The organism is Aquimarina sp. AU119 (assembly GCF_900312735.1).
Lineage (GTDB): Bacteria > Bacteroidota > Bacteroidia > Flavobacteriales > Flavobacteriaceae > Aquimarina > Aquimarina algiphila.
The window spans coordinates 472,487-499,017 of sequence record NZ_OMPF01000014.1 but is presented as its reverse complement, the minus strand read 5'-3'; the positions used below and the strand labels follow the sequence as shown (position 1 = coordinate 499,017).

Here is a 26,531-nt window from a genome sequence, read left to right as displayed (position 1 = left end):
TTTTTAATTCATAATATCATCTTAATAACGAACTACTAGATTAAAGAATAATTAAAACTTTCACTATTTCAAATGTCTTATACCATAGAACTAATTCATTCTTTTTCAATTATTTAAATCTTAAATTATGTTTTATTCAAACCTCACCTACTTTTGTCTTAAGATTTGTTTGGTATGATATTAACCATATGTCTTATGCATCCTTTATTTTACGTGTTGAATGGAACAATATTTGATGCTTTATATAGTCTAAAGGAAAATATTTTCATCCTTTCATTAGTTGAATACAAAAAAGATCATAAAACCATCAAAATCTTTAACTTATGATAATCTTAAAACCAATCTCTAATTTTAAAATCATATGTCTCTTTTTAGTATTTCCGTTCTTCGGTTATACCCAACAAGTAGCTAAAATTGATTATAAAGATGATTCTAACTTTCCCAAAGGAAAAATGGGACAAGTAATTCAAGAAGTGATAGATGTATTTAATGCAAATAATGCTCAGAAAATAAGTCAATTTATTACAAAACATCGCAGTGAAGATATCCTGAAGAAATTCTCTATGGAAGATATTCAGGAATATTTATTAGACAACTATAGAAAAACAGGAGGGGTTAATTTTCATAGTATAAGAACGTATACCCCTTCTCGCCCTGATAAAACAGTAGTCATTGTTAAAGGTAATAATTTTGATTCCTGGTATGCAATCACTTTAAGTTTTTTGAATACCACAGATTACATAGTTGATAGTCTTTGGTTTTCATCTGCAAATATACCTTCTAATGTAAAAGAATCTCAAATTTCTGAAACCGAACTTATCAATAAAACTTCTGCCTTACTTGATAAAATTTCTAAAAAAGATGTCTTCTCGGGTACTGTATTAATTGCTAAAGGAAGTGAAGTCTTATTTGAAAAAGCATATGGTGAAGCTTCTAAAAGATTTCATGTACCAAATACAATAAATACCAAGTTTAATTTGGGGTCTATGAACAAAATGTTTACTACTACTGCGATTATGCAACTTGTAGAAAAACAAAAGGTAAAATTAAGTGATCCTATAAGCAAATATATTGATGAGAGCTGGCTTCCCAAACAAATTACAGATAAGGTTACTATCCACCACCTTCTATCTCACACTAGTGGATTAGGGAGTTATTTTAATAAAACATATTGGAATTCGTCTCGAGAATTATATAGAACGATTGAAGAGTTTAAACCATTGGTCAAAGGAGAAACACTTGCTTTTACCCCCGGAGAAAAATTTAGATATAGCAATACCGGAATGTTACTTTTGGGAGTAATTATCCAAAAATCATCAAGTCAGGACTATTTTGAGTATATCAAGAATAATATCTTTACCCCTTCTGGAATGATTAATTCTGACTCTTATGAAATGGATCAGCCTGTAGAAAACTTAGCTATAGGGTATATTCCTGTATCAAATAACGCATTAGGATGGAGGAATAATATATTCAAACATATAATTAAAGGAGGGCCTGCCGGCGGAGGCTTTTCAACCGTAAGAGATTTACATAAGTTTGCATTGGCTTTAGTTGATAAAAAATTAGTTTCAGAATCTTCCTTAGAATTACTTTGGACTGATCATGCAAAATCAAGATACGGATATGGTTTTGAAGTAAAAACCAGTACTGCAGGAAAAGTAGTCGGTCATGGTGGTGGTTTTCCTGGTCTTAATGCCCAACTTGATATTTTTTTAGATAACGGGTATATAATCACGGTAATGTCTAATTATGATCGAGGTGCAAGTCCCGTATCAAAAAAGATTAATACATGGATTGAAAGATTAAAAAAGTAGTATCTCTACATATATTTATATAATTTAAGAACTCTTTACTATATATTTTTACTCTCTTATAGAATATTTATATCAGTTCTTTCGTTGAGTATACAAACCCTCTTTTTTATTGTATGCAACGAATGAAAATTACTGCTGGCCACCAGCAAGCTATGCCGTATTTGGTAGTTGAAAAAGCCGAAGAGTTTATTGATTTTATCAGAAAGATCTTTCAGGCTCAAGAGATGGTTCGAACTCTCGATGTTGATAATAGAATACAACATTCTGAAATCAAAATAGGAGAGAGTACAATCCTTCTTACCGAAGCATCAAAACATTACCCTGCGCACCCAGGATCAATGTATGTATATGTAAAAGATACCGACCAGACGTATTTTGAAGCTATAGACGCAGGTGCAAAATCTCTAATGCCTCCTATGGATGAGGATTATGGTGCACGTGGTGCTGGCTTTAAAGACCCTTTTGGAAACGTCTGGTGGATCGCTACACTTAATTAATTACATCCCAAATCTACTTTGGATTCGGCATCATTATTTGGAATACAGAATCCTGATTGTACTAGATTAGGAACATACCTAGCCAGATTTGGATCTCTTAATCCATTCTCGATAAATAAGGTAAGATTATTGATCTGATTTTCTGTAAGTTCTTGTACGTTTACAAACTGTTTGGCCAATCTTTCTACAGGTACTTCAGGGTTTTGAGGAGTTCCGTTAATTTTATATTCAATGACATCTCTAACCGAAGTAAATGTTCCTCCATGACCAAAAAATCCATTATCGATTAAGTTATAAAGTGTTGGTGTTTTAAACTTATAATTGTCTTTTGTTTTCTTAGTAAATCCTCCTCTTCCTTTTTTTACATTCTCAAAACCTGGGGTATCCAAAACAATTGCTTTAGAAGAATTATCAAAATCATCCATTCCAAAAGCATAGAATTTTTTGTCATTTAATGCTGGACCTGTATGGCATTTAAAACATTTTCCTTTACCAAAAAACACTCTTGCTCCCTTTTTCTCCTTCTTAGTAAGTGCTTCAAAATCTCCTTTTAACCATTTTTGCCATGGAGATTGATTGGGTAAGACCGTTCTTTCATAAGCGGCAATAGCTAATGCAGCATTTTCTTTGGTATATCTTTCACTTTTTGGTACATCGGGAAAAGCTTTATTAAACAGTTTTTTGTAATTAAAATCTTTTACAAAATCTTTATCAATTAATAACCTATGTACATCTTGTCCCTTTATCGCCTGAATTTCTACTCCTTGAAATCCTAAAAAATTCTCTGGAATATTTGTCCAATTAGCTTCTGTACCGGCATTTGTTCCTGTTCCTCCAAATTGACCATTCCAAAGCATCACATCTTGATAAGCAACATTTAATATCGTTGGGGATCTAATGGGTTGTATATCAACAAGATTTAATGGAATACTGGGATCTATAATTCTGCCATTGCCATTGATACCAAATCCCGAACCAGCTTCTCCTATACCTTGTCTAATTCCGGCACTAAATCCTGCAGCTGCATGATGGCAGGAAGCACAAGAGTACATCGCTTTATTAGACGCTACCTTAGGATTTCCTCCTGTTGCTGTTTCATGAAAAAGAAGTTTTCCCAATTCAACTTTCTTTGCTGTAATTAAATTTAACGGATCTTGAGGAATATTAACATAATCATCACTATCCGGCAGAATAAAAAAAGAAACTCCAATACCTTCTGTTACACTATCCAATCTTTGTAATAATTTTTGATCTTGTTCTGTCGGGTTTGAAGTATTTGAATACGTTTTTGAGACGTCAGAATCTATCTCAACATAATCATCATTATTACAAGATATTAAGACAAGAATCAGGATAAGAAAATAGTTTTTTTTCATGGAAATAAATTTAAATTAAACACTAAATTTTTCACTGAAAGGACTATTTGCAAAACCAACGGTTGAACAATGTTTTGACTAAGACTATGTTAAATATATATTAAAAAATCGACAAAATACATACTTAAAGGTCAAACCGTATATATTTTGTGTAAAAATGATTGTTTCCCCGGTTGTAACTTAAAAATAAACTATTTTGTATTTTATAAGTCTATGAAGTTTTTATATAAAATTGACGTATTAACCTTAAACAAAAAACATCTTTATCATTATTATAGCATGCATTCTTAAACAAATCAATGTTCTTCTCGAGAAAAACGTCAAAAAACATTATGCTTTATTCAAGGTGTTTATTTTCGTAAGAAATAGACTACTAATCAACATCAAAACTTCTCATAAAGTGCCCTTGCTCTTGCTGCTTTTGGGTACAAATACATTCATAATGACTAGAGTAGTTAGCGCTGGCAAGAGCCAAGCCAAACTATAAACCCCTAAAGGAAGGATTTTTAAAAGCGAACTAACAAGATCACTCAACCCAATAGAGCCCAGAAAATCAGGAATACTAAATAAAATGGTTACGACTACCACTGATCTAAAAACCAATGAAGAAGTAAATCTATCCGGCAAAACATTTAGTAGTATTAAAATTATAGTGATAGGGTATATAAACATGAGAGCAGGAACAGCTACATTAATAATATAATGTACATCAAACTGTCCCATAAGTACTCCAAGAATACATCCTATAATCGCAGTGATTAAATATACTTTTTGAGAGCCTCCAAATAGTCCTTTCATAAAATCTGCAGTACCTGTTACAATACCTACTGCTGTAGTAAAACATGCCAGTCCTACCAAAATACTTAAAAAGATTTCACCAACACTTCCAAGGGTTTTGAGACTTAAGCCTGATAACAAGTCAGTTCTGTTGATGTTTTCGTCAAAATCAGATCCAAATAATGCTCCGCTATAAATCATTCCCGCATAAATGATAAAAAGACCGATCCCTGCCAAAATACCAGATCGCATAATAAGACTTCGGTTTCTATCAAAGTTATTTTCTCCTTTAATCTTTAGTGAAACAATAATCACTCCACCTACTACAACTGCACCTATAGCATCAAAAGTCTGATACCCCTCAAGTAATCCACTGACTATAGGGGTTTGAAATTCTGAAGGACCAATCTCTGGGGTTAGTACAGAAAAAATACCTATACAGATAATACTTAACACAACAATAAATATAATAGGAGAAAGAAATTTACCTAGTATACTTAAAATCTTAGAGCGATTAAGTACAAAAAGCAAGACTAATGCAAAGTATATTGTACTAGTCATCCAGGCACTGGTTCCAAAAAAAGGTTGAATTGCCATTTCATGAGTTACCGAGGCCGTTCTGGGAGAAGGTAACGCGATCGAAATCAAATATACTAACACACAATATATAAGACTAAACGTAGGTGATACTTTCTTGGCAAAATCCAACATTGTTCCCTGAAGTCTTGCATGTGCAAAAATTCCTAGTAACGGAATGATCACAGCAGAAATAACAAACCCTATAATGACCATTAGCCATGCATCACCAGCCTTAAATCCCAGAAGTGGAGGGAGCATTAGATTACCGGCACCAAAAAACATCGAAAATAATGCAAATCCTGCAACGAAAGTTTCTTTATTAAATCTCATTTAATTACGTTTATGTGCCTAAAAATAAACTTTCATAATGATATTAGCATATAAAGGAATTAAAATAAATTATTCTGTCTTTGGAAAAGGTACTCCTGTGGTTTTTCTACATGGTTTCTTAGAGAATTCTACCATGTGGAAAGAAACTACTATTCACTTATCCAAAAGTTATTATTGCATCACTATTGACCTATTAGGTCATGGTGATACCGAATGTTTAGGATATATTCATACTATGGAAGACATGGCACAAGCAGTCAAAGCAGTTTTGGATTCTTTGAATATTGTAAAAGCAATTTTTATAGGGCATTCTATGGGAGGCTATGTCGCATTAGCATCTGTTGATCTCTTTCCTGATGTAGTTTCTGGATTAGTCTTGCTTAACTCGACATCATTTCCTGACAGCCCAGAAAGAAAAACAAATCGAAGCAGAGCTATTGATATTGTAAAAAATAATCCAAATGCATTTACCAGTATGGCAATTGCAAATCTTTTTGCAGAAGAAAATAGATTGGTATTTGCAGAAAAAATCAAATCAATTAAAAACCAAGCTTCCAGAATGCCATTGCAAGGAATCATTTCGGCTTTAGAAGGGATGAAGATTCGAAAAAATCGCACTTCTGTTTTATCAAATTTTAATAAACCCAAAGTAATACTTGCAGGTATTAAAGACCCTGTTTTACCCTACTCACAAAATCTTAAAGAAGCAGAACAATTTAAAATCGATCTTGTGTCTTTTAATGGTGGACATATGTCTTACCTAGAAAATGAAGAAGAATATATCAATACGCTTCTTAAATTCTTAAGCTTGTTTTAACGTATACGTTTAGAAGGAATTTCCTAAAAGTATTCGGGGAATATAGCAAAAACACCAGATGAAATACACTTTTATAGGTCAAAAATCACTGTAAAAGCCTTGGTTTAGTTAAAAATCAATGTTTTAAGGCAAGTTTTTCTTACAAAAAGACTATTAATACGAAAAAAAATATTATTATTGTATTGATAATGAACCTCTAATCCGTTTCTATGAATTTTTAACCCCCCTAAAAATGATGAAAAAATCTACCCCAACCCCCACATTTTCCTTTTCTAAAATCTATTGTTCTTTATTTGGTCATGATTATGTACTTTCAAAAAATGTAACACATCATATCAAAGAATATACCTGTTCCCATTGTAATGAACAAGCAACTACAAATAGTAGAGGAAGATTAGAAGTAATGACTCCTAAATTAAAAGAAATTAACAACGCTTTGGCTTCTGTACATGCTAAAAAACTAGCAAGAACTAATACTACAGATACTTCGTTTCAGGCAGCTTCATAATATGCTATCCTTCTATCGGATTCCATCCCTGAGCTTTTATTTCTATTTTTTCATTAGCTCTGGTTACTAATCCTATTCCACTTTTCTCATCTGTTATGTGACCAATAACTGTAAGACTAGGGTTTGCTTTAATTTTGGGGAAATCTTGTTGTTTTATCGTAAAAAGCAATTCATAATCTTCTCCTCCATTTAATGCCACTGTCGTGCTATTTAGTTGAAATTCCTCACAGGTAGAAATTACCGTAGGGTCTAATGGTATTTTTTCCTCATAGAGATTTACTCCAACCTTAGACTGTGTGCATAAATGTATAACTTCAGACGATAGTCCATCACTTATATCAATCATACTGGTTGGTTTTACATCCAATGCGCTAAGAAGTTCTGAAATATCTTTACGTGCTTCTGGTTTAAGTTGTCTCTCGATGAGATATGTATATTGATCCAGATCTGGTTGCGAATTAGGATTAACTTCATATACTTTTTTCTCTCTTTCCAATACTTGAAGTCCCAAATATGCAGCTCCTAAATCACCTGTAACTACTAAAAGATCATTTTCCTGAGCTCCACTGCGATACACCAATTCTTTTTCTTCAGCATATCCAACTGCTGTAATACTAATTAACAACCCTGTTGTCGACGAAGTCGTATCTCCTCCAACCACATCAATATTATAAATTTTTGCAGCGGTTTCAATTCCCGCATATAATTCTTCTAAAGCTTCCAAAGGAAATCTATTAGAAACTGCAATAGAAACCGTAATCTGAGTTGCAACTGCATTCATCGCGTACACATCAGAAAGATTTACAACTACAGCTTTATACCCTAAATGTTTTAAAGGAACATATGATAAATCAAAATGTACTCCTTCAATTAATAAATCTGTCGTTAAAACGCATTTTTTATTATCAAAATCCAAAACCGCAGCATCATCGCCAATACCAAGAGAAGTTGTTTTTTGCTTAATCGTAAAGTTCTTGGTCAGGTGGTTAATAAGTCCAAATTCTCCTAATTCAGATAACTGCGTCCTTGATGTATTTTTATCTTCAATCATTTTGCAAAGATAATCTATCGCTATTAATTGGCATTATTTTCAAGTATCATAATCTTCTACTATAGCTTTTACTTATTGTAATATTGTTAGATAAATGTTAGGTTTCGTGTATAAAATCTACTTAAGTAGTATATTTGCATTCAATTTAGAATTAATCTATTATACAGTAATATGATCAAAGTATCTGATATAGCAAAAAATAAGGTCATCGAATTGATGAATGATGATGGATATGATGCTTCGACCGATTATGTTCGCGTAGGTGTAAAAAGCGGCGGGTGTTCTGGATTATCTTATGATTTAAAATTTGATAAAAGCCAGGAAGAAGGAGATAAAGTTTTTGAAGACAACAATATAAAAATCATTGTTGATAAAAAAAGTTTCCTTTACCTTATCGGAACAACTCTAGAATATTCTGGAGGCCTTAATGGTACCGGTTTTGTATTTAACAACCCCAATGCCAGTAGAACCTGCGGTTGCGGAGAAAGTTTTTCATTATAGTTTTTAAACTTTAAAACAAGATCCTGAATAAACTCAGGACACAAAAGATGGCGTATACTGAAGACGACTTAAAAAAAGAATTAGAAACCAAAGAATATGAGTATGGATTCTACACTGATATAGAATCTGATACTTTTCCTGTGGGTCTTAATGAAGATATAGTTCGTGCAATCTCTAAGAAAAAAGAAGAGCCCGAATGGATGACCGAATGGCGACTTGAAGCTTTTCGTGTATGGGAGAAAATGGAAGAGCCCGAATGGGCAAATGTTAGATATGAAAAACCAGATTTTCAAAGTATTTCATATTATTCTGCTCCAAATAAAAAACCAAAATACAATAGTATTGATGAAGTAGATCCAGAGTTATTAGAGACCTTTAAAAAACTTGGTATTTCTTTAGATGAACAAAAGAAACTTGCCGGCGTTGCTGTAGATATTGTAATGGATTCGGTATCTGTTGCAACTACTTTTAAAGAAACTCTTGCCGAGAAAGGAATTATATTCTGCTCTATTTCTGAAGCTATACAAGAACATCCAGAATTAGTTAAAAAATATATTGGTTCTGTAGTTCCGCAAAAAGATAATTTTTATGCTGCCCTAAACTCTGCTGTTTTTAGTGATGGTTCTTTCTGTTATATCCCAAAGGGAGTTCGTTGTCCTATGGAGTTATCGACTTATTTCAGAATTAATCAAGCAGGAACGGGTCAGTTTGAACGCACCCTTGTTGTTGCAGATCAAGGGAGTTATGTAAGTTATCTGGAAGGCTGTACAGCTCCATCTCGTGATGAAAATCAGTTACACGCTGCCGTAGTAGAACTAATCGCATTAGATGATGCAGAAATAAAATATTCTACCGTGCAGAATTGGTATCCTGGTAATGCAGATGGAAAAGGAGGAGTTTATAATTTTGTAACCAAAAGAGGGATTTGTGAAACTAATGCAAAAATCTCCTGGACACAAGTTGAAACAGGATCTGCAGTAACCTGGAAATATCCTTCTTGTGTATTAAAAGGAAATAATTCTGTTGGAGAATTTTATTCTATAGCAGTAACAAACAATTATCAACAAGCAGATACTGGTACAAAAATGATTCATCTTGGTAAAAACACCAAAAGTACTATCATTTCTAAAGGTATTTCTGCTGGAAAATCGCAAAATAGTTATCGAGGACTAGTGCAAATTAATAGCAGAGCGACCAATGCACGTAATTTTTCACAATGTGATTCATTATTGATGGGCAATGAATGTGGCGCACATACGTTTCCTTATATAGAAGCAAAAAATAAAACTGCTCAAATAGAACATGAAGCTACTACTAGTAAGATAGGTGAAGATCAAATTTTTTACTGCAATCAACGAGGAATTGATACTGAGAAAGCAATCGCTTTAATAGTTAATGGTTTTAGTAAAGAGGTATTGAATAAATTACCTATGGAATTTGCTGTAGAGGCTCAAAAACTTCTGGAAATTTCTCTAGAGGGTTCTGTGGGATAATTGTGAAACCATCAAATCTGCATTAATGAAAAAATTATTTATTCTATTTACTCTAAGCCTTGCCCTTTTTTCTTGTAAATCTAAAAATGAAGAACCTACTTTAATACGAGGTGAGTTTATTCTTATTGATGATGCTGCCGTCATTATGGGTAATGGCTTTATTTATGGTGTAATAATTAATGATATTACACATGAACTAGCCAAAAAAGTCGCTCCACTACAAAGAGAAGAATATGATATGGTTCCTGTAGTGATTAAAGGACTTATAAAACCTAATGAAGGAAATGGATTAGAAGAATGGAAAGAGATAGTAGAAATAACTGAAATCATAGGAGTAAGTGCACCAACCTCTGAGTTGCCAACGAAGATTAAGTCTTCTCCGCAAGACCACACTTCTTCCTCTGAAGCAGATCAAGAAAAAGAAAATTAAATAAATTGCCAAAAGCACCTAAATATTCAAATTAAGAGATGATGCTGAAAATTAAAGATTTACACGCAAGTGTCGAAGGAAAAGAAATTTTAAAAGGTCTTAACCTGGATGTAAAAGCAGGAGAGATACATGCTATTATGGGACCTAATGGTGCGGGAAAAAGTACCTTGGCTAATATCGTTGCAGGGAAAGAAGAATATGAAGTTACCGGAGGAGAAATCCTTCTAGAAGGAGAGGATATAGATGAATTAGCAGCAGAAGAACGAGCACATAATGGTGTTTTTCTATCTTTTCAATACCCTGTAGAAATCCCTGGAGTTACCGTTACTAATTTCATGAAAACCGCTATTAATGAAACTAGAAAAGCACAAGGACTGGAAGAAATGCCAGCAAAAGATATGCTTAAAAAAATTCGGGAAAAATCTGAATTATTAGAGATCGACCGTAAGTTTTTATCCCGTTCACTTAATGAAGGGTTCTCCGGTGGAGAAAAAAAGAGAAATGAGATCTTTCAAATGGCTATGATGGAACCTAAGTTAGCTATCCTTGACGAAACAGATTCTGGACTTGATATCGATGCATTGCGTATCGTAGCAAATGGAGTTAACAAACTAAAAAGCCCAGAGAATGCTATTGTTGTTATTACACACTATCAACGTTTACTAGACTATATCGTTCCTGATTTTGTTCATGTATTATATGATGGAAAAATCGTAAAATCTGGCACCAAAGAATTAGCTCTGGAATTAGAAGAAAAAGGATACGACTGGATTAAGGAAGAAATAAATGCATAAGGCTATGGAGTTAAAAGAAAAATTAGTGTCTTCCTTTTTAGCTTTTGAAAACACAGTAGATGTAGATGCTCCTATACATGATATTAGAAGCCAGGCTATCAAAGTTTTTGAAGAAAAAGGGTTTCCTACCAAAAAAGAGGAAGCTTGGAAATACACTTCGTTAAATTCTATTTTAAAACATGATTATAGTATTTTTCCAAAGGAAGAAAATGCCTTAGATTTTAAGGATATAAAAAAGTACTTTATTCACGATATAGATACCTACAAGATTGTATTTATAGATGGTAAATATTCTTCTCATTTGTCAGAAACTACTCATGAAAAAATTGATGTATGTTTGATGTCTTCGGCATTAACACATGAGAAATATAAGCCTATTGTTGACAATTACTTCAACAAAATAGCTCGCCAAGATGGACTTACTTCTTTAAACACTGCGTTTTCAAGAGAAGGGGCTTATATCTACATCCCTAAAAACAAATTAGCAGACAAACCTATACAGATTATACATTTCTCTACAGGAAAAGAATCTGCACAAATGCTACAACCACGTAATCTTATTATTGTTGAAGAAAACTCTCATGTACAGATTATTGAGCGTCATCAAAGCTTAACAGATAATCCAGTACTTACAAATTCTGTAACCGAGATTTTTGTAGATAAAAGAGCTGTGGTTGATTATTATAAAATCCAGAATGATAATCAAAATGCATCTTTAATCGACAATACCTATATCGATCAGCAATCACAAAGTCTTGCGTCGGTGCATACTTTTGCTTTCGGAGGAAATATAACAAGGAATAACCTTAATTTCTATCAAAAAGGAGAAGGTATTGATTCTGTACTTAATGGTATAACCATTGTTGAGGGTAAACAACATGTAGATCATAATACATTGGTACATCATACTCAACCTAATTGTGAGAGTCATCAAGATTACAAAGGTATTTTTGACGAAAAAGCCACAGGTGTTTTTAATGGAAAAATTATTGTAAACAAAGAGGCTCAAAAAACAAATGCTTTTCAATCTAACAATAATATCTTGTTAAGTGATAAAGCTACAATCAATTCTAAGCCTCAATTAGAAATTTTTGCAGATGATGTAAAATGTTCTCATGGATGTACTATCGGTCAGTTAGACGATAATGCATTGTTTTATATGAGATCTAGAGGTATCGGAGAAAAAGAAGCAAAAGCCTTACTCATGTATGCTTTTGCAAATAATGTTTTAGAAAGTGTAAAAATACCTCAGCTCAAAAGTAGAATCAACAAGCTAATTGCCAATAAATTAAACGTTAATATCGGTTTTGATTTGTAAACTGAATGTTTTGATATAAAAAAAGGCCAAATCGATTTAGATTTGGCTTTTTTATTTTGTATTGTTTTATTCTACTGCATCAACCATATCCTTTAAAAAGGTATTAAAATCTACTCCGGCATCTCCAATAAGTCCAAATCGTACAATTACCAAATCTTTAGAAGGAATAATAAATACCCGTTGTCCTTGGTATCCATTAGCAGAAAACATATCCCTGGGTGCATCTGGATAAAATCCACCAGCATTTAACCAAAAATGACCTCCATAATCCCCTTCGGATGTTGGACTAGGAGTAGTCACATACTCGACCCAGGATGGATCAAAAACCTTAGTTCCATTCCAGTTTCCCCTATGAAGGTACAATAATCCAAACTTAGCCCAATCCCTTGTTGTTGCCCAAGCATAAGAAGACGCTACAAAATTACCCGTCATATCCGTTTCTATAAGCATAGAATGCATTCCTATTTTATCAATAAACTCACGATAAGGGAAATCCAGATATTCTTGATATGTATTAAACTGTTTCCTAAGAATTCCTGATAATAAATTAGAAGTTCCAGAGGAATAATACCAATTTTCATTAGGTTTATGTATAGCCTTTTTATGAATTTGGGGTGTCGTCATATCTCTCTCCAAGTATAACATTTTTGTAATATCAGAAATAGAACCATAATCCTCATCCCATTCGAGACCGCTATTCATCTGTAACAAATTGTTTATCGTGATCTCTTTTCTTTCGTCATTTTGCCATTCAGATACAGGAGCTTTGTCATTGATGTTTATTTTACCTTGTGTTTGTAAAACTCCATACATTGTACTAAGCACACTTTTGGTCATAGACCAGCCTAATACCATTGAGTTTTTATCAAAACCATCAATATAACGTTCAGCAATGATTTGATCTTTATAAAGTACAAGAACTGCCCTTGTTTTTTTTATATTTTCTCCATTCGTATCAAAAATCGAGGCAGCTGTTTGTCTTACCTTCTCATAGTCTATATTTTCAAATATCGTATCTTTTTGTGGTAAGTTTCCGTAAGGATATTCCAGATTCGTTTTTACAATAGTTCTATTCGGAGTTAAAAATGGTTTATTTTCATCAAATTCATCATCAATTAAAATGCTCCCCAACCCTTCTCGATAAATTGCCTTTCGTTCTTTAAACCCATATACATTCGCTATAGCATACTTATTATCGATATCTACTTCATCAGTCGCCAATCTTACATTAGGAACATCATGATCTGTTTTATCTGTGTATTCAAGACTTCTATGTCCAATAAAAATAGATGAACTCATATTTTTTGCAGAAAATCCAGAAATGATTTCAAGTTTTGGGTAATTCAGAATAACTACACCACAAATCCCTACAAATACAATAAGAAATACTATCCTAATAATTTTTTTAAATCGCTTCATATATAAAAGGGTTAAATCCATCTAAAAATAAACAATCCTACCTAGAAAACGCATATATAATAATTGGTATTAGTATTTTTGCAGAAACAAATTGCTATGCTAGATGTACAAAAGATACGACAAGATTTTCCAATACTTTCCAGACAGGTAAACGGGAAACCTTTGGTGTATTTTGATAACGCTGCCACCTCTCAAACACCACAAGTGGTCATCGATGCTATTGTTGATTATTATAGCAACTATAACGCTAATATTCACCGTGGAGTTCATACTTTATCTCAGGAGGCTACTGATGCCTATGAGATTGCTCGTAAAAAAGTACAGAAACATTTTAATGCAAAACATGCTCATGAGATTATTCTAACCTCAGGAACAACACATAGCATTAATATTGTAGCTACTGGTTTTTCTAATCTTCTTTCTAAAGGAGATGAAATTATCGTATCTGCTTTAGAACACCACTCCAATATTGTACCCTGGCAAATGCTTTGCGAACGAACCGGTGCTGTTCTTAAAGTAATTCCTATGAATGAAGAAGGGGAATTGGTGATGGACGCATACAATCAGTTGATTACTGATAAGACTAAACTTGTTTTTACCAATCATATTTCTAATGCTTTAGGGACAATAAACCCTATTGAAGAAATCATTAAAAAAGCTCATGATGTTGGTGCTGCTGTGTTGATCGATGGGGCACAATCCTGTCCTCATATCAAACCAGATGTTCTAGCGCTGGATGTAGATTTTTATGTTGCTTCTGCTCATAAACTTTGTGGACCAACCGGTGTAGGTTTATTATATGGAAAAGAAGAGTGGCTCAACAAGCTCCCTCCTTATCAAGGAGGCGGTGAGATGATAGACCAGGTGACCTTCGAGAAGACTACATACGCAGGACTTCCTCATAAATTTGAAGCTGGAACTCCAAATATCTGTGGCGGAATTGCATTTGGTGTAGCACTAGATTATATGAATAGTATTGGGTTTGAAAATATTGCAGCCTATGAAGAAGAATTATTGCACTACGGAACTCAAAAATTATTAGAAATCCAAGGATTAAAAATCTATGGAACATCCAAAAATAAAACATCTGTAATCTCTTTTAATCTAGAAAATATTCATCCTTATGATGTTGGTTCTATAGTTGACAAATTAGGAATTGCTGTTCGTACAGGACATCACTGTGCGCAACCTATTATGGATTTTTACAAAATCCCAGGAACAATAAGAGCCTCATTTTCATTCTATAACACCAAAGAAGAAATTGATGCTCTTGTAGAAGCTATCAAGAAAGCCCAAATAATGCTTTCTTAAAAACAGCCTTGTTTAAAAATATAGAGGGTCTTGGGAATCAAATGTTATCTCGTTAAAAAAACAATAAACTATAGCTGTACTACGTTTTAAATTCTATAATTTAACCTACCCCAATGCCTATGAAACCTAATTTTCTTTTTCTAAAATACTGTGTGTTTTTATTTTCAATAGTTCTTTTAGCCTCATGTAGTAGTGATGATTCTACAGAGACAGTAACTATTATTAACCCTCTTGATAATCCTTTTGATGGAATTCCTGCAGGAAACCCAAACGGAAATTCTCCTATCCCAGCTGAAGCATCCTTAGAAGATGTCTCTAATCCCACTACTATAGTTGGTGACGGTACTCCCGAAAGCTGTACAGGTCAGGTTTTTATTGATGCTGTGACCAAAGGAGGAAAAATCGTTTTTAATTGTGGCCCTGATCCTGTGACTATAACATTAAATCAACCTGCTAAAGTGTTTAACAATACAAGTCAAGAGATTGTTATTGATGGAGGAGGCTTAATTACTCTAAGTGGGAATAATCAGACTAGAATTCTATACATGAATACGTGTGATCAAAATCAGGTATGGACTACAGATCACTGTCAAAATCAGGATCATCCCAGACTTACGGTTCAGAACATCACATTTGCCAATGGAAATTCTACCAATGAAACAGAATATGATGGAGGAGGTGCTATCTGGGTTCGTGGAGGGCGTTTTAAAGCTGTAAACTGTAGGTTCTTTAATAACACTTGTGCTTCTGTTGGACCAGATGTAGGAGGAGGAGCAATTAGAGTCTTTAGCCAATATAATAACCTACCTGTATTTATTGTTAACAGTACTTTTGGCGGAAAAGAAGGTTTTGGAAACTCTGGATCAAATGGCGGTGCAATTAGTAGTATTGGCGTCTCATGGACTATCATCAATAGTCTTTTTTCTCATAATTCTGCTATTGGGAATGGAGGAAACCCTAGCCAATCCGGAACTCCCGGAGGAGGAAGTGGAGGAGCAATATACAATGATGGAAATACCATGACTCTCACGCTTCTTGGTTCTCATATAGAGGCAAATCAAGTTAATGATTTTGGTGCCGCTATATTTTTTGTTTCCAATGATCATTCTGGTAATGTTATCATCAATGAATCTACTATTCAAAATAATATTGGAGGTTCTTGGTATCCCTCTTATCCAGGAATTTCTGCACACGCAGATACCGATATAAGTGTTACAAATTCTACTATTACAGAATAAGAACACTATTCCTATACAATCTATTATACCAAAAAAGGCAATATTCTTTAATGTTGCCTTTATAATTTAACATTTTTGAATTACCATACTGTTAAACACCTATAATTTTTGTTAAAGATTAAAACAAACTATGTTTTTTTCTCGTTTTATGAGTAAATTGATGTAATGCCTTATAGTATTCTGATAAACAAATAATTATGATGCATAAAGTTCAAAATATAGTAGTTCTAATGATGCTTTTTATTCTTTTTGAGAGTTGTATAAATTCTAAGAAAGAAAACAAAGAAGAAGATCATCAAGAAGAAATAGAAACTCCTGATCAAACTCAAAATGAAACCATTACGAGATGCAGTACAATGGAGGTACTCGAGAAACATATGGTTAGAACTCCTGGGTTACGATCTAAAATGGAAGCTATTGAAAAACAATGCGAAGCCTTTATTAAACTTCGAAAGACAGGTCGAGTCAACGTTACTGATACAATAGCTATACCAGCTATAGTTCATGTTATTTACAATACAGAAGATGAAAATATAAGCGAAGAACAGATTCGCTCTCAAATCGATGTACTTAACAAGGATTTTACCAAAACCAATACCGATATATCGCAAGTACCAGAAGAATTTGCAGAAATAGCCTCTACAGTTAATATTCATTTTTCATTAGATAGTATTATAAGAGTCTCTTCAACAAGGCCTTCATGGGGTACCGATGATCAAATGAAATTTTCTTCAAATGGTGGTTCTGATGTAATCACTCCAGAAACACATCTTAATATATGGGTCTGTGCTATTGGAGGAGGTATATTGGGATATGCACAATTCCCCGGGGATAGTGCATCAACCGATGGTATTGTAATTTCGCCACAATTTTTTGGAACTAAAGGGTTTGTTTCACCTCCTTTTGACCAGGGAAGAACAACAACTCATGAAGTAGGACACTGGCTTAATTTAAGGCATATCTGGGGAGACGGAAACTGTACTCAAGATGACTTTGTTGAAGATACTCCTGCATCCGATGGCCCAAATTTTGGATGTCCGGTATATCCATCTGTCCGTTGTAACTCAAATGATATCACTATGAATTATATGGACTATACAGATGATGCGTGTATGTATATGTTTACAGAAGGTCAAAAAGATAGAATGAGAGCCGTTTTTGCAGAAGGAGGACCAAGAGAAAGTTTTGTAAAACCCTCTGTTGTTAATTAAATATCCAATTTGGTATTTTTAAATAAAAAAAAGAATTTATATGAGTAAGTTCATGTTCTTTTTAAGCACACTTTTTTTGTTTTCTTCATGCCAGGAAACGAAACGGGTATATATTGGCAGTACTTTGGTTGACTGCATAGGGATAGCGCCTCAAAAATGCATGTTATATAAAGAAAGTCTTGCCGATGAGTGGACTTATTTTTATGATGCTATTGATGGTTTTAAATATGAAGAAGGATATGATTATGAAATCGAAGTAAAAGTATCTAAAATAGAAAAACCTCCTGTCGATGGTTCTTCATTACAGTATACTTTTGTTAAAATGATATCAAAAGAAAAAAATCCAACTATAGCCCATAAAGTACCGGTAAAAACTATACCAAATCAAGATATTATCATTACAAACATTGAATATCAAGCACACTCAAGAGGTTCATTTTTTCAAGTCAAAATTAATAAAGATCGCATTGAGAAAACTTCAGATAGAACCTTAAAAAATAGTGCTTCAAAAAATTGCTCAAAAGAAGATTGGAATACTATTCTTTCCCTTCTGGAAACTATAAATATCGATCAGATTAATACGTTAAGCCCACCAACGGAAAAACGATTTGTAGATGGTGCACAACAAGCTCAACTAAAGATTATCTCTTCAACCAAGGCATATACTTCTAATAGCTTTGATCATGGCAGTCCTCCCAAAGAAATACAACAATTAGTTAATACTATACTATCATTGGCAGAAAGTATTGAATAGCAACAATTCTTGTTGTACTTTTGTTGAAAATTTGCAAGAATGACGATACAAGAAATTCAGGAAGAGATTGTGGATGAGTTCGGTATGTTTGAGGACTGGATGCAACGATATGAATACATGATCGAGCTGGGAAAATCACTTCCTCTTATTGAGGAAAAATACAAAACCGAAAATAATATCATTAAAGGATGTCAAAGTAAAGTATGGGTACATGCCGAAATGAAAGATGATAAAGTCGAATTCACTGCTGATAGTGATGCTATCATAACCAAAGGTATTATCGCCATACTAATTCGTGTTTTTTCTGGTCAGCATCCCTCTGCTATTATTAATGCAGATACAGATTTTATTGACGAAATTGGCTTAAAAGAACATTTGTCGCCAACACGAGCAAACGGTTTGGTAAGTATGATTAAGCAATTAAAAATGTATGCTATTGCATATCAAACACAACTAAATTAATCCTTTTTTGTCAGGCTTAGCCTGTCGAAGTCGACTAAAAAATAATGAAAATGAGCGAAATCACTATAGATACTAATGAACTAGGAGAAAAAATTGTAAGAGTACTAAAAACAATTTATGATCCAGAAATTCCTGTTGACATATATGAATTAGGACTAATTTATGATGTCTTTGTTAATGAAGATCATGATGTAAAAATCCTCATGACGCTTACATCTCCCAACTGTCCGGTTGCAGAATCTCTTCCTCAGGAAATACAGGAGAAAGTAAAATCTCTAGATGCGGTGAATGATGTAGAAATGGAATTAACTTTTGATCCACCGTGGTCTCAAGATCTTATGAGTGAAGAAGCAAAATTAGAATTAGGAATGCTTTGATTTGATTTTACGTAACTTTCTAAAATAGGAAAATGAGTCCTGAACATTATAATAAATTAGAAAGAATGTATCTACAAGCTAATATTAACACCGAATTGTATGATACTACCAAAGTCAAAATTTCTGAAGAAATAGCTCAAATTGAACTAGAAATTTCAGAACAATACTTCCATGCTCTGGGAGCTATACATGGGTCTGTCTATTTTAAATTACTTGATGATGCTGCTTTTTTTGCTGTAAATTCGATTGTAACAGATGTTTTTGTTCTTACGACTTCGTTTAACATTAATTTGGTGAGACCTGTCAACAAAGGAATTATTACAGCTATAGGAAAAGTAAAATTTAAGTCTAGAGGTCTATTTGTTGCAGAATCTATATTATACAATGAAGATGGAAAAGAAATTGCATTTGGAACTGGAAATTTTGCAAAAAGCAAAATAGAATTATCAGAAAAAATAGGATATCAATAGCCCTATAAAAGAACAAAAAAATAATGCGATGGCTGAAGAGATTGTAAATAGAGTTGCCAATAACAAAAACCTAATCACCTTTGATTTAGAAGATTACTATCCTGAAGGTAATCGAATACTTTTTGATATTAAAGATTGGCTTTTTGAAGGTCTACTTTTAAGAGAAAAAGAGTTTAGAAAACATATTGCAGAACATGATTGGAGTCAATACCAAGATACTTATGTTGCACTCTCATGTTCTACAGATGCAATTATACCTGGTTGGGCTTATCTGCTTTTGACCAGTGCTGTACTACCTTTTGCAAAAAAAGTTGTTGTTGGGTCTTTAGAGAATCTTGAAACCATACTTTATAATGAAATTATAAATACTCTTGATTTTTCAGAATATCAAGATAAGCTTCTTATCATTAAAGGCTGTGCCAATAAACCTGTTCCTCAAGGCGCATATATTTCTTTAATTCAAAAATTACAGCCTATTGCTAAAAGTATAATGTACGGAGAAGCATGTTCATCTGTCCCTCTATACAAAAGGAAATAAGCCTTTTTGTCTGTTAATTTTGTCTTTTATCGAAAAGTACTGGTAAGATATCTTCAACTCATGGCAAAAATCGTTACTTAAAATATATTTGCCAACATAAATTTTTATCCAGATTATTTATCTTGGTTAAGTTACCCCTCTTAACTAAAGTGATCATCTGATCAAAAATCTTAAAACTATCTATATCAAATGAAAAAAACATTTTTAACAGTCGTGCTATGTATTAGTGCTACAATGCTATTTGCACAAGAAGAAGAAAAAAAAGACGATGCTCCAAAAGAAGGTTGGACCAGAGGCGGAAACATTAGCTTTTTATTTAATCAATCTGCTTTTAATGCAGAATGGCTTGGAGGAGGTACCTCTAACATTGCAGGAAATTTATCGCTGTCCTATGATTTTAATTATCGTAAAGGAGACCTAACCTGGGACAATAAGGTTCTTGCAGATTATGGTTTAACAAAAATTAAAGACCAGGAATTTACCCGTAAAACCAATGATCGATTCGAATTTAACTCTTTGGTAGGTAAACAAATTAAAGAATCATTATGGTATTACTCTTTTTTCTTAAACTTTAGAACACAATTTGCTCCTGGATATGTATTTGGAGAAGAACCTGTACTGGATGCAACTACCGGAGATGTTATTGGTACAAGAGAAACCAGAACAGAAACAACACATATTTTCTCTCCTGCTTATTTACAATTAGGTCCTGGTATGTTATGGAAAAAAAGCGACAACCTAAAGGTAAATATCGCTCCTGCAACAGCTAGATTCATTTTTGTTGATGGGGATTTTACTGATGTAGGGAATGATCAAGCAGCAATTGATGCATTTAATGATGCCGGAGGATATTTTGGAGTTGACGCCAATGACTCTTTTCGTTTTGAGTTTGGAGCTGCACTTAATGGGTATGCTAAATTTGAAATTATGAAAAATGTATCAATGGAGAATATTTTAAATCTATATTCTAATTACCTTGAAGATCCACAAAATGTTGATATTGATTATACTGCAAATATTGTAATGACGATCAACAAGTATTTGTCAACAAACTTAACTTTTCAAGCCATCTATGATGATAATGCCATTGGAGCATTTCAGATTAGAGAGGTATTCGGGTTAGGTGTAAATTACGGTTTCTAAAAGAGAAAAACCTATTATAAAAAAAGCGTGCTTTTGTTCTATAAAGGCACGCTTTTTTATATGTTTATTGTTTATCTATCTCACTACTAGATATCATTTTCATATGAAATTCCTGTTCATCTTCTCCAGTGATGTTAAATCCAATACGTTCATATAAATATTTTGCTGGATTTTGTTTTAATACTTTTAATGTTAGATTCTTATGAGAAGTTTCAGCCTTTATGGCCAAATCTTTAATTAAGCGCTTTGCTATTCCTTGACCTTGATATTTGGGCAATACCTGTATTTGTAATATTTCTATTGTTTTTTCCGTTTCTATACACTTCAATAAACCAGCCCTCTCAGTTGATTTTAAAATCAGGTAAGCACTATCGTAATGAAAGTTTATTCTAGATAAATGTTCTTCGTCAGACAAATAGATTCCGGCTTTTTCTAAATGTTCTACCATGGTCAATTTTCTCAAGTGAAGAAGAAAGTTTTTATCTTTCTCTTTTGCTTTTACTAATTTTAATTCTTTCATAAAAGATCGTATTACCAAACGAATATACTTCTATTCCTTAAAAAGCAAGAGCGAGGATAACAAAAGTACCTCGCTCCATTTCAATATATTATTTGTTTAGCGGTTTATTTTGAACGATCCTCTGCAGCAGGGATTCTTCTTTTAGGCTTTTTATCATTTTCTTTTAGCGTTTTCATAACCTCTCCTATTGCACTATCAAGCTGCACATCCATACCCTGAGCATCTTTACCTGGATCTTCTGGAATATGAATATCTGGTTCTACACCATGTCCTTCTGCGAACCATGTTCCATCTGGATTATACATTCTAAACGTAGGTACGGTAACATACCCTCCATCGATTAATTCTGGTGCTCCCGAAATCCCGATCAACCCTCCCCAGGTTCTTGTGCCAATAAGTGGTCCAATTTTTCTTTTCTTGAAATAATCAGGAAAAGCATCTCCTCCACTACCACTCCATCCATTGATAAGCATTGCTTTAGGTCCATAATGTCCTCTTGGAGGCCATGCCCAGTCATTACCTTCTCTTACTTTATAGTAACTTAATAATGGCCTGTTTAAAAGCTCTACAAATCGATCAGGAATTTGACCTCCATTATTAAATCTTTCATCGATAATTAATCCATCTTTATGATGTTGCGCATAGAACATTCTAACCAATTCTTCTTGTCCGTCTATTCCCGTACTAGGCACATAGATATACCCTATTCGTCCTCCTGATTTTTCCTCAACATATTTTCGTTTTTTCTCGATCCAGGCAAGGTTTCTAAGCCTTGCTTCGCTTTTTATAGGACGAACAAGATAACGCCTAGCATTCTTGCCATCTGGTGTTTTACTAACCTCAATCTCTACGGTTTCATCTGCTTTTCCTTCTAATGCAACAAAAGGATCTGCATAATCTGTTAGTTCTATTCCGTTAACACGTAACACATAATCACCTTCCTCTACTATAACTCCAGGTTTTTTAAGTGGAGATTTTACCTCTGTATCCCAGGGAGCAGGTTCAATGATCTTTTTTATTCTGTATTTACCTTGATCCATTTCCCAGTCAACACCTAGATATCCAGTAGTTTTATTTGGGCTTCTTTTTACATCTCCACCACCTCTGTATGTATGGGAAGCATTCAATTCTGCAATTAGCGCGCCTGTTATTTTATTCAGATCATTTCGACTTGCTGCATATTCAATCAAAGGTTCATACTTTCTTTTCATCGCATTCCAATCCAGTCCGTGTAAGTTTTTATCGTAGAAAAAATCTCTTTCCAATCGCCATATATCTGTAAAGATTTGTTTCCATTCTTCTTTTGGGTTTACCGTCATTTCCATCTTAGAGGTATCTATTTTGTCCTCTAGTGACTGATCTTTAGCTACCTCTATGACACCCATTTTTCCTTCACTGGATACTAATATGTTATTTCTATCAAACGAGAGTTCGTAATCTTCTACATTCTCCATAATGGTCTTTTCTTCATCCTCTTTAAAATCATAATACTTTAATACAGATTTTTCTTCTTTAGATCCAGTTCTGGGATGTTTTAAGAAAATGATTTTATCTTCTGCCGCACTTATTCTTCCCGTATTTCCTAATTCCACCGGTAAGATTATCATTCTTGATTCTATTCCTTCAAAATCTATAACTACTGGTTTTTTATCTTTATCATCATCCTTCTCTTCTGTCTTCTTCTTTTTATCCTTGTTTCCTTCTTTTTTATTTTCTTCTTCCTGTATGGCAACCTCATCATTTTTAAGTTCGATAGGGTGTATCGCATCTTTGGTAAGTGGTATAATTCCTATTTTGGTTGCATTAGGATAGGTCCAGCTATTATCAAAATCACTATATACAGGGTCAAATACACGGTCTGTTGTACAATAGATATAGTTGTCGTCTGCAGAAAAAACAGGATTACTATCGTTATAAAAAGCAGAAGTTATAACATGTTTTTCCTTTTTTTCTACAGCATATATAACAATATGCTGATTTCCGTTTTCATGAGAATTTGCATAAGTCACGTATTGACTATCACTGGACCAGCTTACTGAGAATTCTGACAACCCTCCTTGAAATAATTGATTTTCCTGATCTATAGCCTCAATTGTTTTATTAGTAACGTTGGCTAACTTTATATGCATTTCCTGATCTATAAAAATCAGTTTTTTGCTATCTGGAGACCAGAATAACTGGTACCTAAAACCAGGACCTTGAGTGGCTATTTGTTTTTCTGAATTAGTTTTTAGGTCTCTGATCATTAACTCATATTCACCTGTTTTATCACTCCAATATGCAATGTATCTTCCGTCTGGAGACCAACTAGGATATCGCTCTGCAACACCACTGGTGCGTGTTAGGTTTTTGGTAACTCCATCTTTTCTTGGCACCGAAAAGATATCACCTCTAGCAGCTACAACGATCCTGTTACCATCAGGAGCAATTCGTATATTTTGTATGTATTTTTCTGCTTTTTTTACCTGAGGTTTTAATGCTGTAAAATCTCCAATAGCACTTATTGATATTTCTTTTGTCGCTTTTGTTGTTACGTCGAGAAGAAATAATTTACCTCCGGCTTCAAAAACGATTTCGGTTTTTCCTATTGAAGGTCTCTCGATATCAAATTCATCAAAAAAAGTGATTTGCTCATGTTGTTTTGATTGTAGATTATATTTCCAAATATTGAACTTTTTAGAAGCATCCTTATCCGAAAGATAATAGAGATCATCATTATTCCACATTGGTAATTCATCATTACTATCATTCTTAGTAATGTTTTCTGAAGTCAACGTTTTAAGATTAAAAAGATAAATATCAGAAGCCATTCCTCCTCGATATCGTTTCCAATTTCTGCTAAGCCTGGACTTATCAGTCATAGCAACAAGTTCTCCATTGGTATGTATATCCAATTCTTCAACTTTGCTTATGGGCATTGATATTGGTAATCCTCCTTGAATTGATATCTTGAATGCTTTAGCAAATCGCTGTTTTCCACTCTTCATTCTCGAAGTGTATATTAAAAACTTACCATCTTTGGTCCAACCTTTAATGTTGTCTGGCATTCCGTGAGTAGTTACTCGTTTTGGAATGCCTCCTGTTACAGGAATGGTATAGATGTCGGTATTACCATCATAGTTGGCGTTAAATGCAATAGTTTTACCATCTGGAGAAAATTTCCCCATAGTTTCTCTTCCTTCTTTTGTTGTTAAGCGATGAGCTGTACCTCCTTGCTTAGTAACAATCCATAAATCATCAGCATATGTAAAACATATATGAACCCCCGATACATCTGGGTATTGTATCATTTTTGCAGGTAGCTGGCTATAGTTTACGTTTGAGAATAAGCATAATATGATAAATAATGCAATACTCTTCATGAGATTTTTCATAATATGAACGTTTTTGTGATTGATATGTGTTATTTGTTTAGACCTATAATTACTTAAAATGTTACATCAAATGAACTGATTATTAACTTGTTCTATTTGCCTGTCACAAGATCAAAAATATCCCAAAACATCTTCTCATTTTATAATATTTTGACACATTAACCTACCGTTAACGTTAATAGAGTGTACAATTACCAAATAATAAGGGGTTGATTTGTTAATGTTAATAGATAAGTGAACCAAGATAAATATTCTGGTATGACGTTAACATAAAAGCAATTTTCTATGGATTTTTTAATGAATATTTTTGATTTGAAAAAGCTTGGGACATACCGTATATTTGCACCAGCCCCTGCAATAGAAGAGCAAATGAGAGGATTTTTTTTAACTGTTTCAATTCTTTTTTTAATAACAGATACTTCTGGCCAGGAAAAAGAAAAAACAAAACGTCTGGACTCCATCCAGGTGGACTTAAAACGATCTCTGGATAGTATTTTAAAAAACACCACAAACGACCTGAATATCATTGTTTTAAAGCAAAAACTAAAAGAAATTACTCCTAAAAAACCAAAAGAAGAACATATTGGATGGAAAAATAAGGCAAACTTCTCTTTACTTTTTAATCAATCTGCCTTTAATTTTGATTGGCAGGGAGGAGGAACATCTAATATCGCTGGAAATGTTGCCTTAACCTATGAATTCAATTATAAGAAAAATAGCTTGACCTGGGACAACAAAATGATTTCGGACTATGGTCTTACTTTTTTAAGAGGAGAAGATTTTCCTAGAAAAACGAATGATAGGATAGAATTTAACTCAAGGCTTGGACAAAGAATTGGAAAAGGCTTTTGGAATTATTCGTTGTTTATCAATTTCAGATCTCAATTTGATAAAGGATATCGATTTACAAAAGATCCTGATACCGATGAAACTATTCGTATCGAAGAAACCCACTTCTTTTCTCCAGCATTTATACAAGTTGGTCCCGGTATATTATGGAAAAAAAGTGATAATCTAAATGTAAATATTGCTCCCGTGACATCTCGTATGATATTTGTGGATAAAGAATTTACTAATGTTGAAGGGTACGAAGATGGGGATTATTTTGGTGTTGATGGAGGTGAAAGTTCTCGTTTTGAATTTGGTGGTTCTTTAGCCGCTTATGCCAAATTTAAAATGTTGAAAAACGTAACTATGGAACAGCTTCTCAATCTCTACTCTAATTATATAGAAGATCCAGAAAACGTTGATTTGGATTATACCTTAAATCTTAATTTACAAGTCAATAAATACATCACCGGAAGTTTTGTCTTTCAATCCATTTATGATGATAATGCGGCCAGTGGATTTCAGATTCGAGAAGTAATTGGATTAGGTCTTAAATATGAATTTTAGACGTGTGCCATTTACATTTTGAATGTACCGA

25 protein-coding genes are annotated in these 26,531 nt (G+C 33.5%); 19 read left to right on the top strand and 6 right to left on the bottom strand.

Translation table 11 applies throughout. From position 1 onward, the window contains the following. The first annotated feature begins 323 nt into the window (after positions 1–323). Together DK442_RS12990 and DK442_RS12985 are read left to right on the top strand one after the other, a co-directional pair. Entirely contained in the window at positions 324–1,817 is a 1,494-nt protein-coding gene (locus DK442_RS12990; protein WP_109436300.1) for a serine hydrolase, read from the top strand. 113 nt (positions 1,818–1,930) lie between these two features. Further along, on the top strand, positions 1,931–2,314 hold the full coding sequence (locus DK442_RS12985) for a glyoxalase/bleomycin resistance/extradiol dioxygenase family protein (protein WP_109436299.1): 384 nt from the start codon (positions 1,931–1,933) through the stop codon (positions 2,312–2,314). Here the strand turns inward: DK442_RS12985 and DK442_RS12980 are convergent. Both DK442_RS12980 and brnQ read right to left on the bottom strand, forming a co-directional pair. Next, the gene (locus DK442_RS12980; RefSeq protein ID WP_109436298.1) at positions 2,311–3,690 is read right to left on the bottom strand and encodes a cytochrome-c peroxidase; all 1,380 of its coding nucleotides are present in this window, start codon (positions 3,688–3,690) and stop codon (positions 2,311–2,313) included. The genes DK442_RS12985 and DK442_RS12980 overlap by 4 nt on opposite strands. Positions 3,691–4,083: 393 nt before the next feature. Continuing rightward, on the bottom strand, positions 4,084–5,376 hold the full coding sequence (gene brnQ, locus DK442_RS12975; protein WP_109436297.1) for a branched-chain amino acid transport system II carrier protein: 1,293 nt from the start codon (positions 5,374–5,376) through the stop codon (positions 4,084–4,086). A gap of 37 nt (positions 5,377–5,413) precedes the next feature. On the opposite strand from brnQ, the gene DK442_RS12970 reads away from it, so the two are divergent. Both DK442_RS12970 and DK442_RS12965 read left to right on the top strand, forming a co-directional pair. Next, the gene (locus tag DK442_RS12970) at positions 5,414–6,193 is read left to right on the top strand and encodes an alpha/beta fold hydrolase (protein ID WP_109436296.1); all 780 of its coding nucleotides are present in this window, start codon (positions 5,414–5,416) and stop codon (positions 6,191–6,193) included. A 232-nt stretch (positions 6,194–6,425) separates the two neighbouring features. Beyond that, entirely contained in the window at positions 6,426–6,701 is a 276-nt protein-coding gene (locus DK442_RS12965; RefSeq protein WP_333968281.1) for a hypothetical protein, read from the top strand. 4 nt (positions 6,702–6,705) lie between these two features. Here DK442_RS12965 and thiL read toward each other — a convergent pair whose 3' ends face one another. Further along, entirely contained in the window at positions 6,706–7,752 is a 1,047-nt protein-coding gene (thiL, locus tag DK442_RS12960) for a thiamine-phosphate kinase (RefSeq protein WP_109436294.1), read from the bottom strand. A 171-nt stretch (positions 7,753–7,923) separates the two neighbouring features. Between thiL and DK442_RS12955 the strand changes: the two genes are divergently transcribed. The 5 genes from DK442_RS12955 to sufD are packed head-to-tail and all read left to right on the top strand — an operon-like array spanning position 7,924 to position 12,288. After that, complete coding sequence (locus DK442_RS12955) at positions 7,924–8,253, top strand: iron-sulfur cluster assembly accessory protein (RefSeq protein ID WP_109436293.1); 330 nt, start codon at positions 7,924–7,926, stop codon at positions 8,251–8,253. Between the two features lie 47 nt (positions 8,254–8,300). After that, entirely contained in the window at positions 8,301–9,746 is a 1,446-nt protein-coding gene (sufB, locus tag DK442_RS12950) for a Fe-S cluster assembly protein SufB (RefSeq protein ID WP_109436292.1), read from the top strand. Positions 9,747–9,771: 25 nt separating this feature from the next. Then, entirely contained in the window at positions 9,772–10,176 is a 405-nt protein-coding gene (locus DK442_RS12945) for a hypothetical protein (RefSeq protein ID WP_109436291.1), read from the top strand. 41 nt (positions 10,177–10,217) lie between these two features. After that, a complete protein-coding gene (gene sufC, locus DK442_RS12940; protein WP_109436465.1) occupies positions 10,218–10,970 on the top strand; it encodes a Fe-S cluster assembly ATPase SufC in 753 nt (250 codons plus the stop codon). Between the two features lie 4 nt (positions 10,971–10,974). After that, positions 10,975–12,288: a Fe-S cluster assembly protein SufD gene (gene sufD / locus DK442_RS12935; protein ID WP_109436464.1), complete on the top strand. Its 1,314-nt coding sequence runs from the start codon at positions 10,975–10,977 to the stop codon at positions 12,286–12,288. A gap of 66 nt (positions 12,289–12,354) precedes the next feature. Here sufD and DK442_RS12930 read toward each other — a convergent pair whose 3' ends face one another. Next, positions 12,355–13,707: a serine hydrolase gene (locus tag DK442_RS12930; protein WP_109436463.1), complete on the bottom strand. Its 1,353-nt coding sequence runs from the start codon at positions 13,705–13,707 to the stop codon at positions 12,355–12,357. Positions 13,708–13,803: 96 nt separating this feature from the next. Between DK442_RS12930 and DK442_RS12925 the strand changes: the two genes are divergently transcribed. From DK442_RS12925 to DK442_RS12885, 9 genes are all read left to right on the top strand, one after another. Beyond that, complete coding sequence (locus DK442_RS12925) at positions 13,804–15,018, top strand: aminotransferase class V-fold PLP-dependent enzyme (protein WP_109436290.1); 1,215 nt, start codon at positions 13,804–13,806, stop codon at positions 15,016–15,018. 119 nt (positions 15,019–15,137) lie between these two features. Further along, positions 15,138–16,256, top strand: a complete 1,119-nt coding sequence (locus DK442_RS12920; protein ID WP_109436462.1) for a hypothetical protein — start codon at positions 15,138–15,140, stop codon at positions 16,254–16,256. A gap of 197 nt (positions 16,257–16,453) precedes the next feature. After that, complete coding sequence (locus DK442_RS12915) at positions 16,454–17,467, top strand: zinc metalloprotease (RefSeq protein WP_333925017.1); 1,014 nt, start codon at positions 16,454–16,456, stop codon at positions 17,465–17,467. A 40-nt stretch (positions 17,468–17,507) separates the two neighbouring features. Further along, the gene (locus DK442_RS12910; protein WP_109436289.1) at positions 17,508–18,221 is read left to right on the top strand and encodes a DUF4377 domain-containing protein; all 714 of its coding nucleotides are present in this window, start codon (positions 17,508–17,510) and stop codon (positions 18,219–18,221) included. A gap of 39 nt (positions 18,222–18,260) precedes the next feature. After that, positions 18,261–18,683: a SufE family protein gene (locus DK442_RS12905; RefSeq protein ID WP_109436288.1), complete on the top strand. Its 423-nt coding sequence runs from the start codon at positions 18,261–18,263 to the stop codon at positions 18,681–18,683. A gap of 50 nt (positions 18,684–18,733) precedes the next feature. Next, the gene (locus DK442_RS12900; RefSeq protein ID WP_109436460.1) at positions 18,734–19,060 is read left to right on the top strand and encodes an SUF system Fe-S cluster assembly protein; all 327 of its coding nucleotides are present in this window, start codon (positions 18,734–18,736) and stop codon (positions 19,058–19,060) included. Positions 19,061–19,092: 32 nt separating this feature from the next. Continuing rightward, on the top strand, positions 19,093–19,530 hold the full coding sequence (locus DK442_RS12895) for a PaaI family thioesterase (RefSeq protein WP_109436287.1): 438 nt from the start codon (positions 19,093–19,095) through the stop codon (positions 19,528–19,530). A 28-nt stretch (positions 19,531–19,558) separates the two neighbouring features. Next, positions 19,559–20,068: a DUF2480 family protein gene (locus DK442_RS12890; RefSeq protein WP_109436286.1), complete on the top strand. Its 510-nt coding sequence runs from the start codon at positions 19,559–19,561 to the stop codon at positions 20,066–20,068. A 189-nt stretch (positions 20,069–20,257) separates the two neighbouring features. After that, positions 20,258–21,211, top strand: coding sequence for a DUF3078 domain-containing protein (locus tag DK442_RS12885; protein WP_109436285.1), 954 nt, complete (start codon positions 20,258–20,260; stop codon positions 21,209–21,211). A 64-nt stretch (positions 21,212–21,275) separates the two neighbouring features. Here DK442_RS12885 and DK442_RS12880 read toward each other — a convergent pair whose 3' ends face one another. Together DK442_RS12880 and DK442_RS12875 are read right to left on the bottom strand one after the other, a co-directional pair. Next, complete coding sequence (locus tag DK442_RS12880) at positions 21,276–21,731, bottom strand: N-acetyltransferase (RefSeq protein ID WP_109436284.1); 456 nt, start codon at positions 21,729–21,731, stop codon at positions 21,276–21,278. A 104-nt stretch (positions 21,732–21,835) separates the two neighbouring features. After that, the gene (locus DK442_RS12875) at positions 21,836–25,105 is read right to left on the bottom strand and encodes a S41 family peptidase (RefSeq protein WP_235010954.1); all 3,270 of its coding nucleotides are present in this window, start codon (positions 25,103–25,105) and stop codon (positions 21,836–21,838) included. Between the two features lie 285 nt (positions 25,106–25,390). Between DK442_RS12875 and DK442_RS12870 the strand changes: the two genes are divergently transcribed. Further along, positions 25,391–26,500 (top strand): DUF3078 domain-containing protein, encoded by a 1,110-nt coding sequence (locus DK442_RS12870; protein ID WP_235010953.1) that lies wholly within the window; start codon positions 25,391–25,393, stop codon positions 26,498–26,500. The last annotated feature ends 31 nt before the right edge of the window (positions 26,501–26,531 follow it).

What these genes read in the sequence shown, in the direction of transcription:
- DK442_RS12990 (WP_109436300.1), top strand. Translation starts at nt 324, where the DNA reads ATGATAATCTTAAAACCAATCTCTAATTTTAAAATCATATGTCTCTTT.
- DK442_RS12985 (WP_109436299.1), top strand. Translation starts at nt 1,931, where the DNA reads ATGCAACGAATGAAAATTACTGCTGGCCACCAGCAAGCTATGCCGTAT.
- DK442_RS12980 (WP_109436298.1), bottom strand. Translation starts at nt 3,690, where the DNA reads ATGAAAAAAAACTATTTTCTTATCCTGATTCTTGTCTTAATATCTTGT.
- brnQ (WP_109436297.1), bottom strand. Translation starts at nt 5,376, where the DNA reads ATGAGATTTAATAAAGAAACTTTCGTTGCAGGATTTGCATTATTTTCG.
- DK442_RS12970 (WP_109436296.1), top strand. Translation starts at nt 5,414, where the DNA reads ATGATATTAGCATATAAAGGAATTAAAATAAATTATTCTGTCTTTGGA.
- DK442_RS12965 (WP_333968281.1), top strand. Translation starts at nt 6,426, where the DNA reads ATGATGAAAAAATCTACCCCAACCCCCACATTTTCCTTTTCTAAAATC.
- thiL (WP_109436294.1), bottom strand. Translation starts at nt 7,752, where the DNA reads ATGATTGAAGATAAAAATACATCAAGGACGCAGTTATCTGAATTAGGA.
- DK442_RS12955 (WP_109436293.1), top strand. Translation starts at nt 7,924, where the DNA reads ATGATCAAAGTATCTGATATAGCAAAAAATAAGGTCATCGAATTGATG.
- sufB (WP_109436292.1), top strand. Translation starts at nt 8,301, where the DNA reads ATGGCGTATACTGAAGACGACTTAAAAAAAGAATTAGAAACCAAAGAA.
- DK442_RS12945 (WP_109436291.1), top strand. Translation starts at nt 9,772, where the DNA reads ATGAAAAAATTATTTATTCTATTTACTCTAAGCCTTGCCCTTTTTTCT.
- sufC (WP_109436465.1), top strand. Translation starts at nt 10,218, where the DNA reads ATGCTGAAAATTAAAGATTTACACGCAAGTGTCGAAGGAAAAGAAATT.
- sufD (WP_109436464.1), top strand. Translation starts at nt 10,975, where the DNA reads ATGGAGTTAAAAGAAAAATTAGTGTCTTCCTTTTTAGCTTTTGAAAAC.
- DK442_RS12930 (WP_109436463.1), bottom strand. Translation starts at nt 13,707, where the DNA reads ATGAAGCGATTTAAAAAAATTATTAGGATAGTATTTCTTATTGTATTT.
- DK442_RS12925 (WP_109436290.1), top strand. Translation starts at nt 13,804, where the DNA reads ATGCTAGATGTACAAAAGATACGACAAGATTTTCCAATACTTTCCAGA.
- DK442_RS12920 (WP_109436462.1), top strand. Translation starts at nt 15,138, where the DNA reads ATGAAACCTAATTTTCTTTTTCTAAAATACTGTGTGTTTTTATTTTCA.
- DK442_RS12915 (WP_333925017.1), top strand. Translation starts at nt 16,454, where the DNA reads ATGATGCATAAAGTTCAAAATATAGTAGTTCTAATGATGCTTTTTATT.
- DK442_RS12910 (WP_109436289.1), top strand. Translation starts at nt 17,508, where the DNA reads ATGAGTAAGTTCATGTTCTTTTTAAGCACACTTTTTTTGTTTTCTTCA.
- DK442_RS12905 (WP_109436288.1), top strand. Translation starts at nt 18,261, where the DNA reads ATGACGATACAAGAAATTCAGGAAGAGATTGTGGATGAGTTCGGTATG.
- DK442_RS12900 (WP_109436460.1), top strand. Translation starts at nt 18,734, where the DNA reads ATGAGCGAAATCACTATAGATACTAATGAACTAGGAGAAAAAATTGTA.
- DK442_RS12895 (WP_109436287.1), top strand. Translation starts at nt 19,093, where the DNA reads ATGAGTCCTGAACATTATAATAAATTAGAAAGAATGTATCTACAAGCT.
- DK442_RS12890 (WP_109436286.1), top strand. Translation starts at nt 19,559, where the DNA reads ATGGCTGAAGAGATTGTAAATAGAGTTGCCAATAACAAAAACCTAATC.
- DK442_RS12885 (WP_109436285.1), top strand. Translation starts at nt 20,258, where the DNA reads ATGAAAAAAACATTTTTAACAGTCGTGCTATGTATTAGTGCTACAATG.
- DK442_RS12880 (WP_109436284.1), bottom strand. Translation starts at nt 21,731, where the DNA reads ATGAAAGAATTAAAATTAGTAAAAGCAAAAGAGAAAGATAAAAACTTT.
- DK442_RS12875 (WP_235010954.1), bottom strand. Translation starts at nt 25,105, where the DNA reads ATGAAAAATCTCATGAAGAGTATTGCATTATTTATCATATTATGCTTA.
- DK442_RS12870 (WP_235010953.1), top strand. Translation starts at nt 25,391, where the DNA reads ATGGATTTTTTAATGAATATTTTTGATTTGAAAAAGCTTGGGACATAC.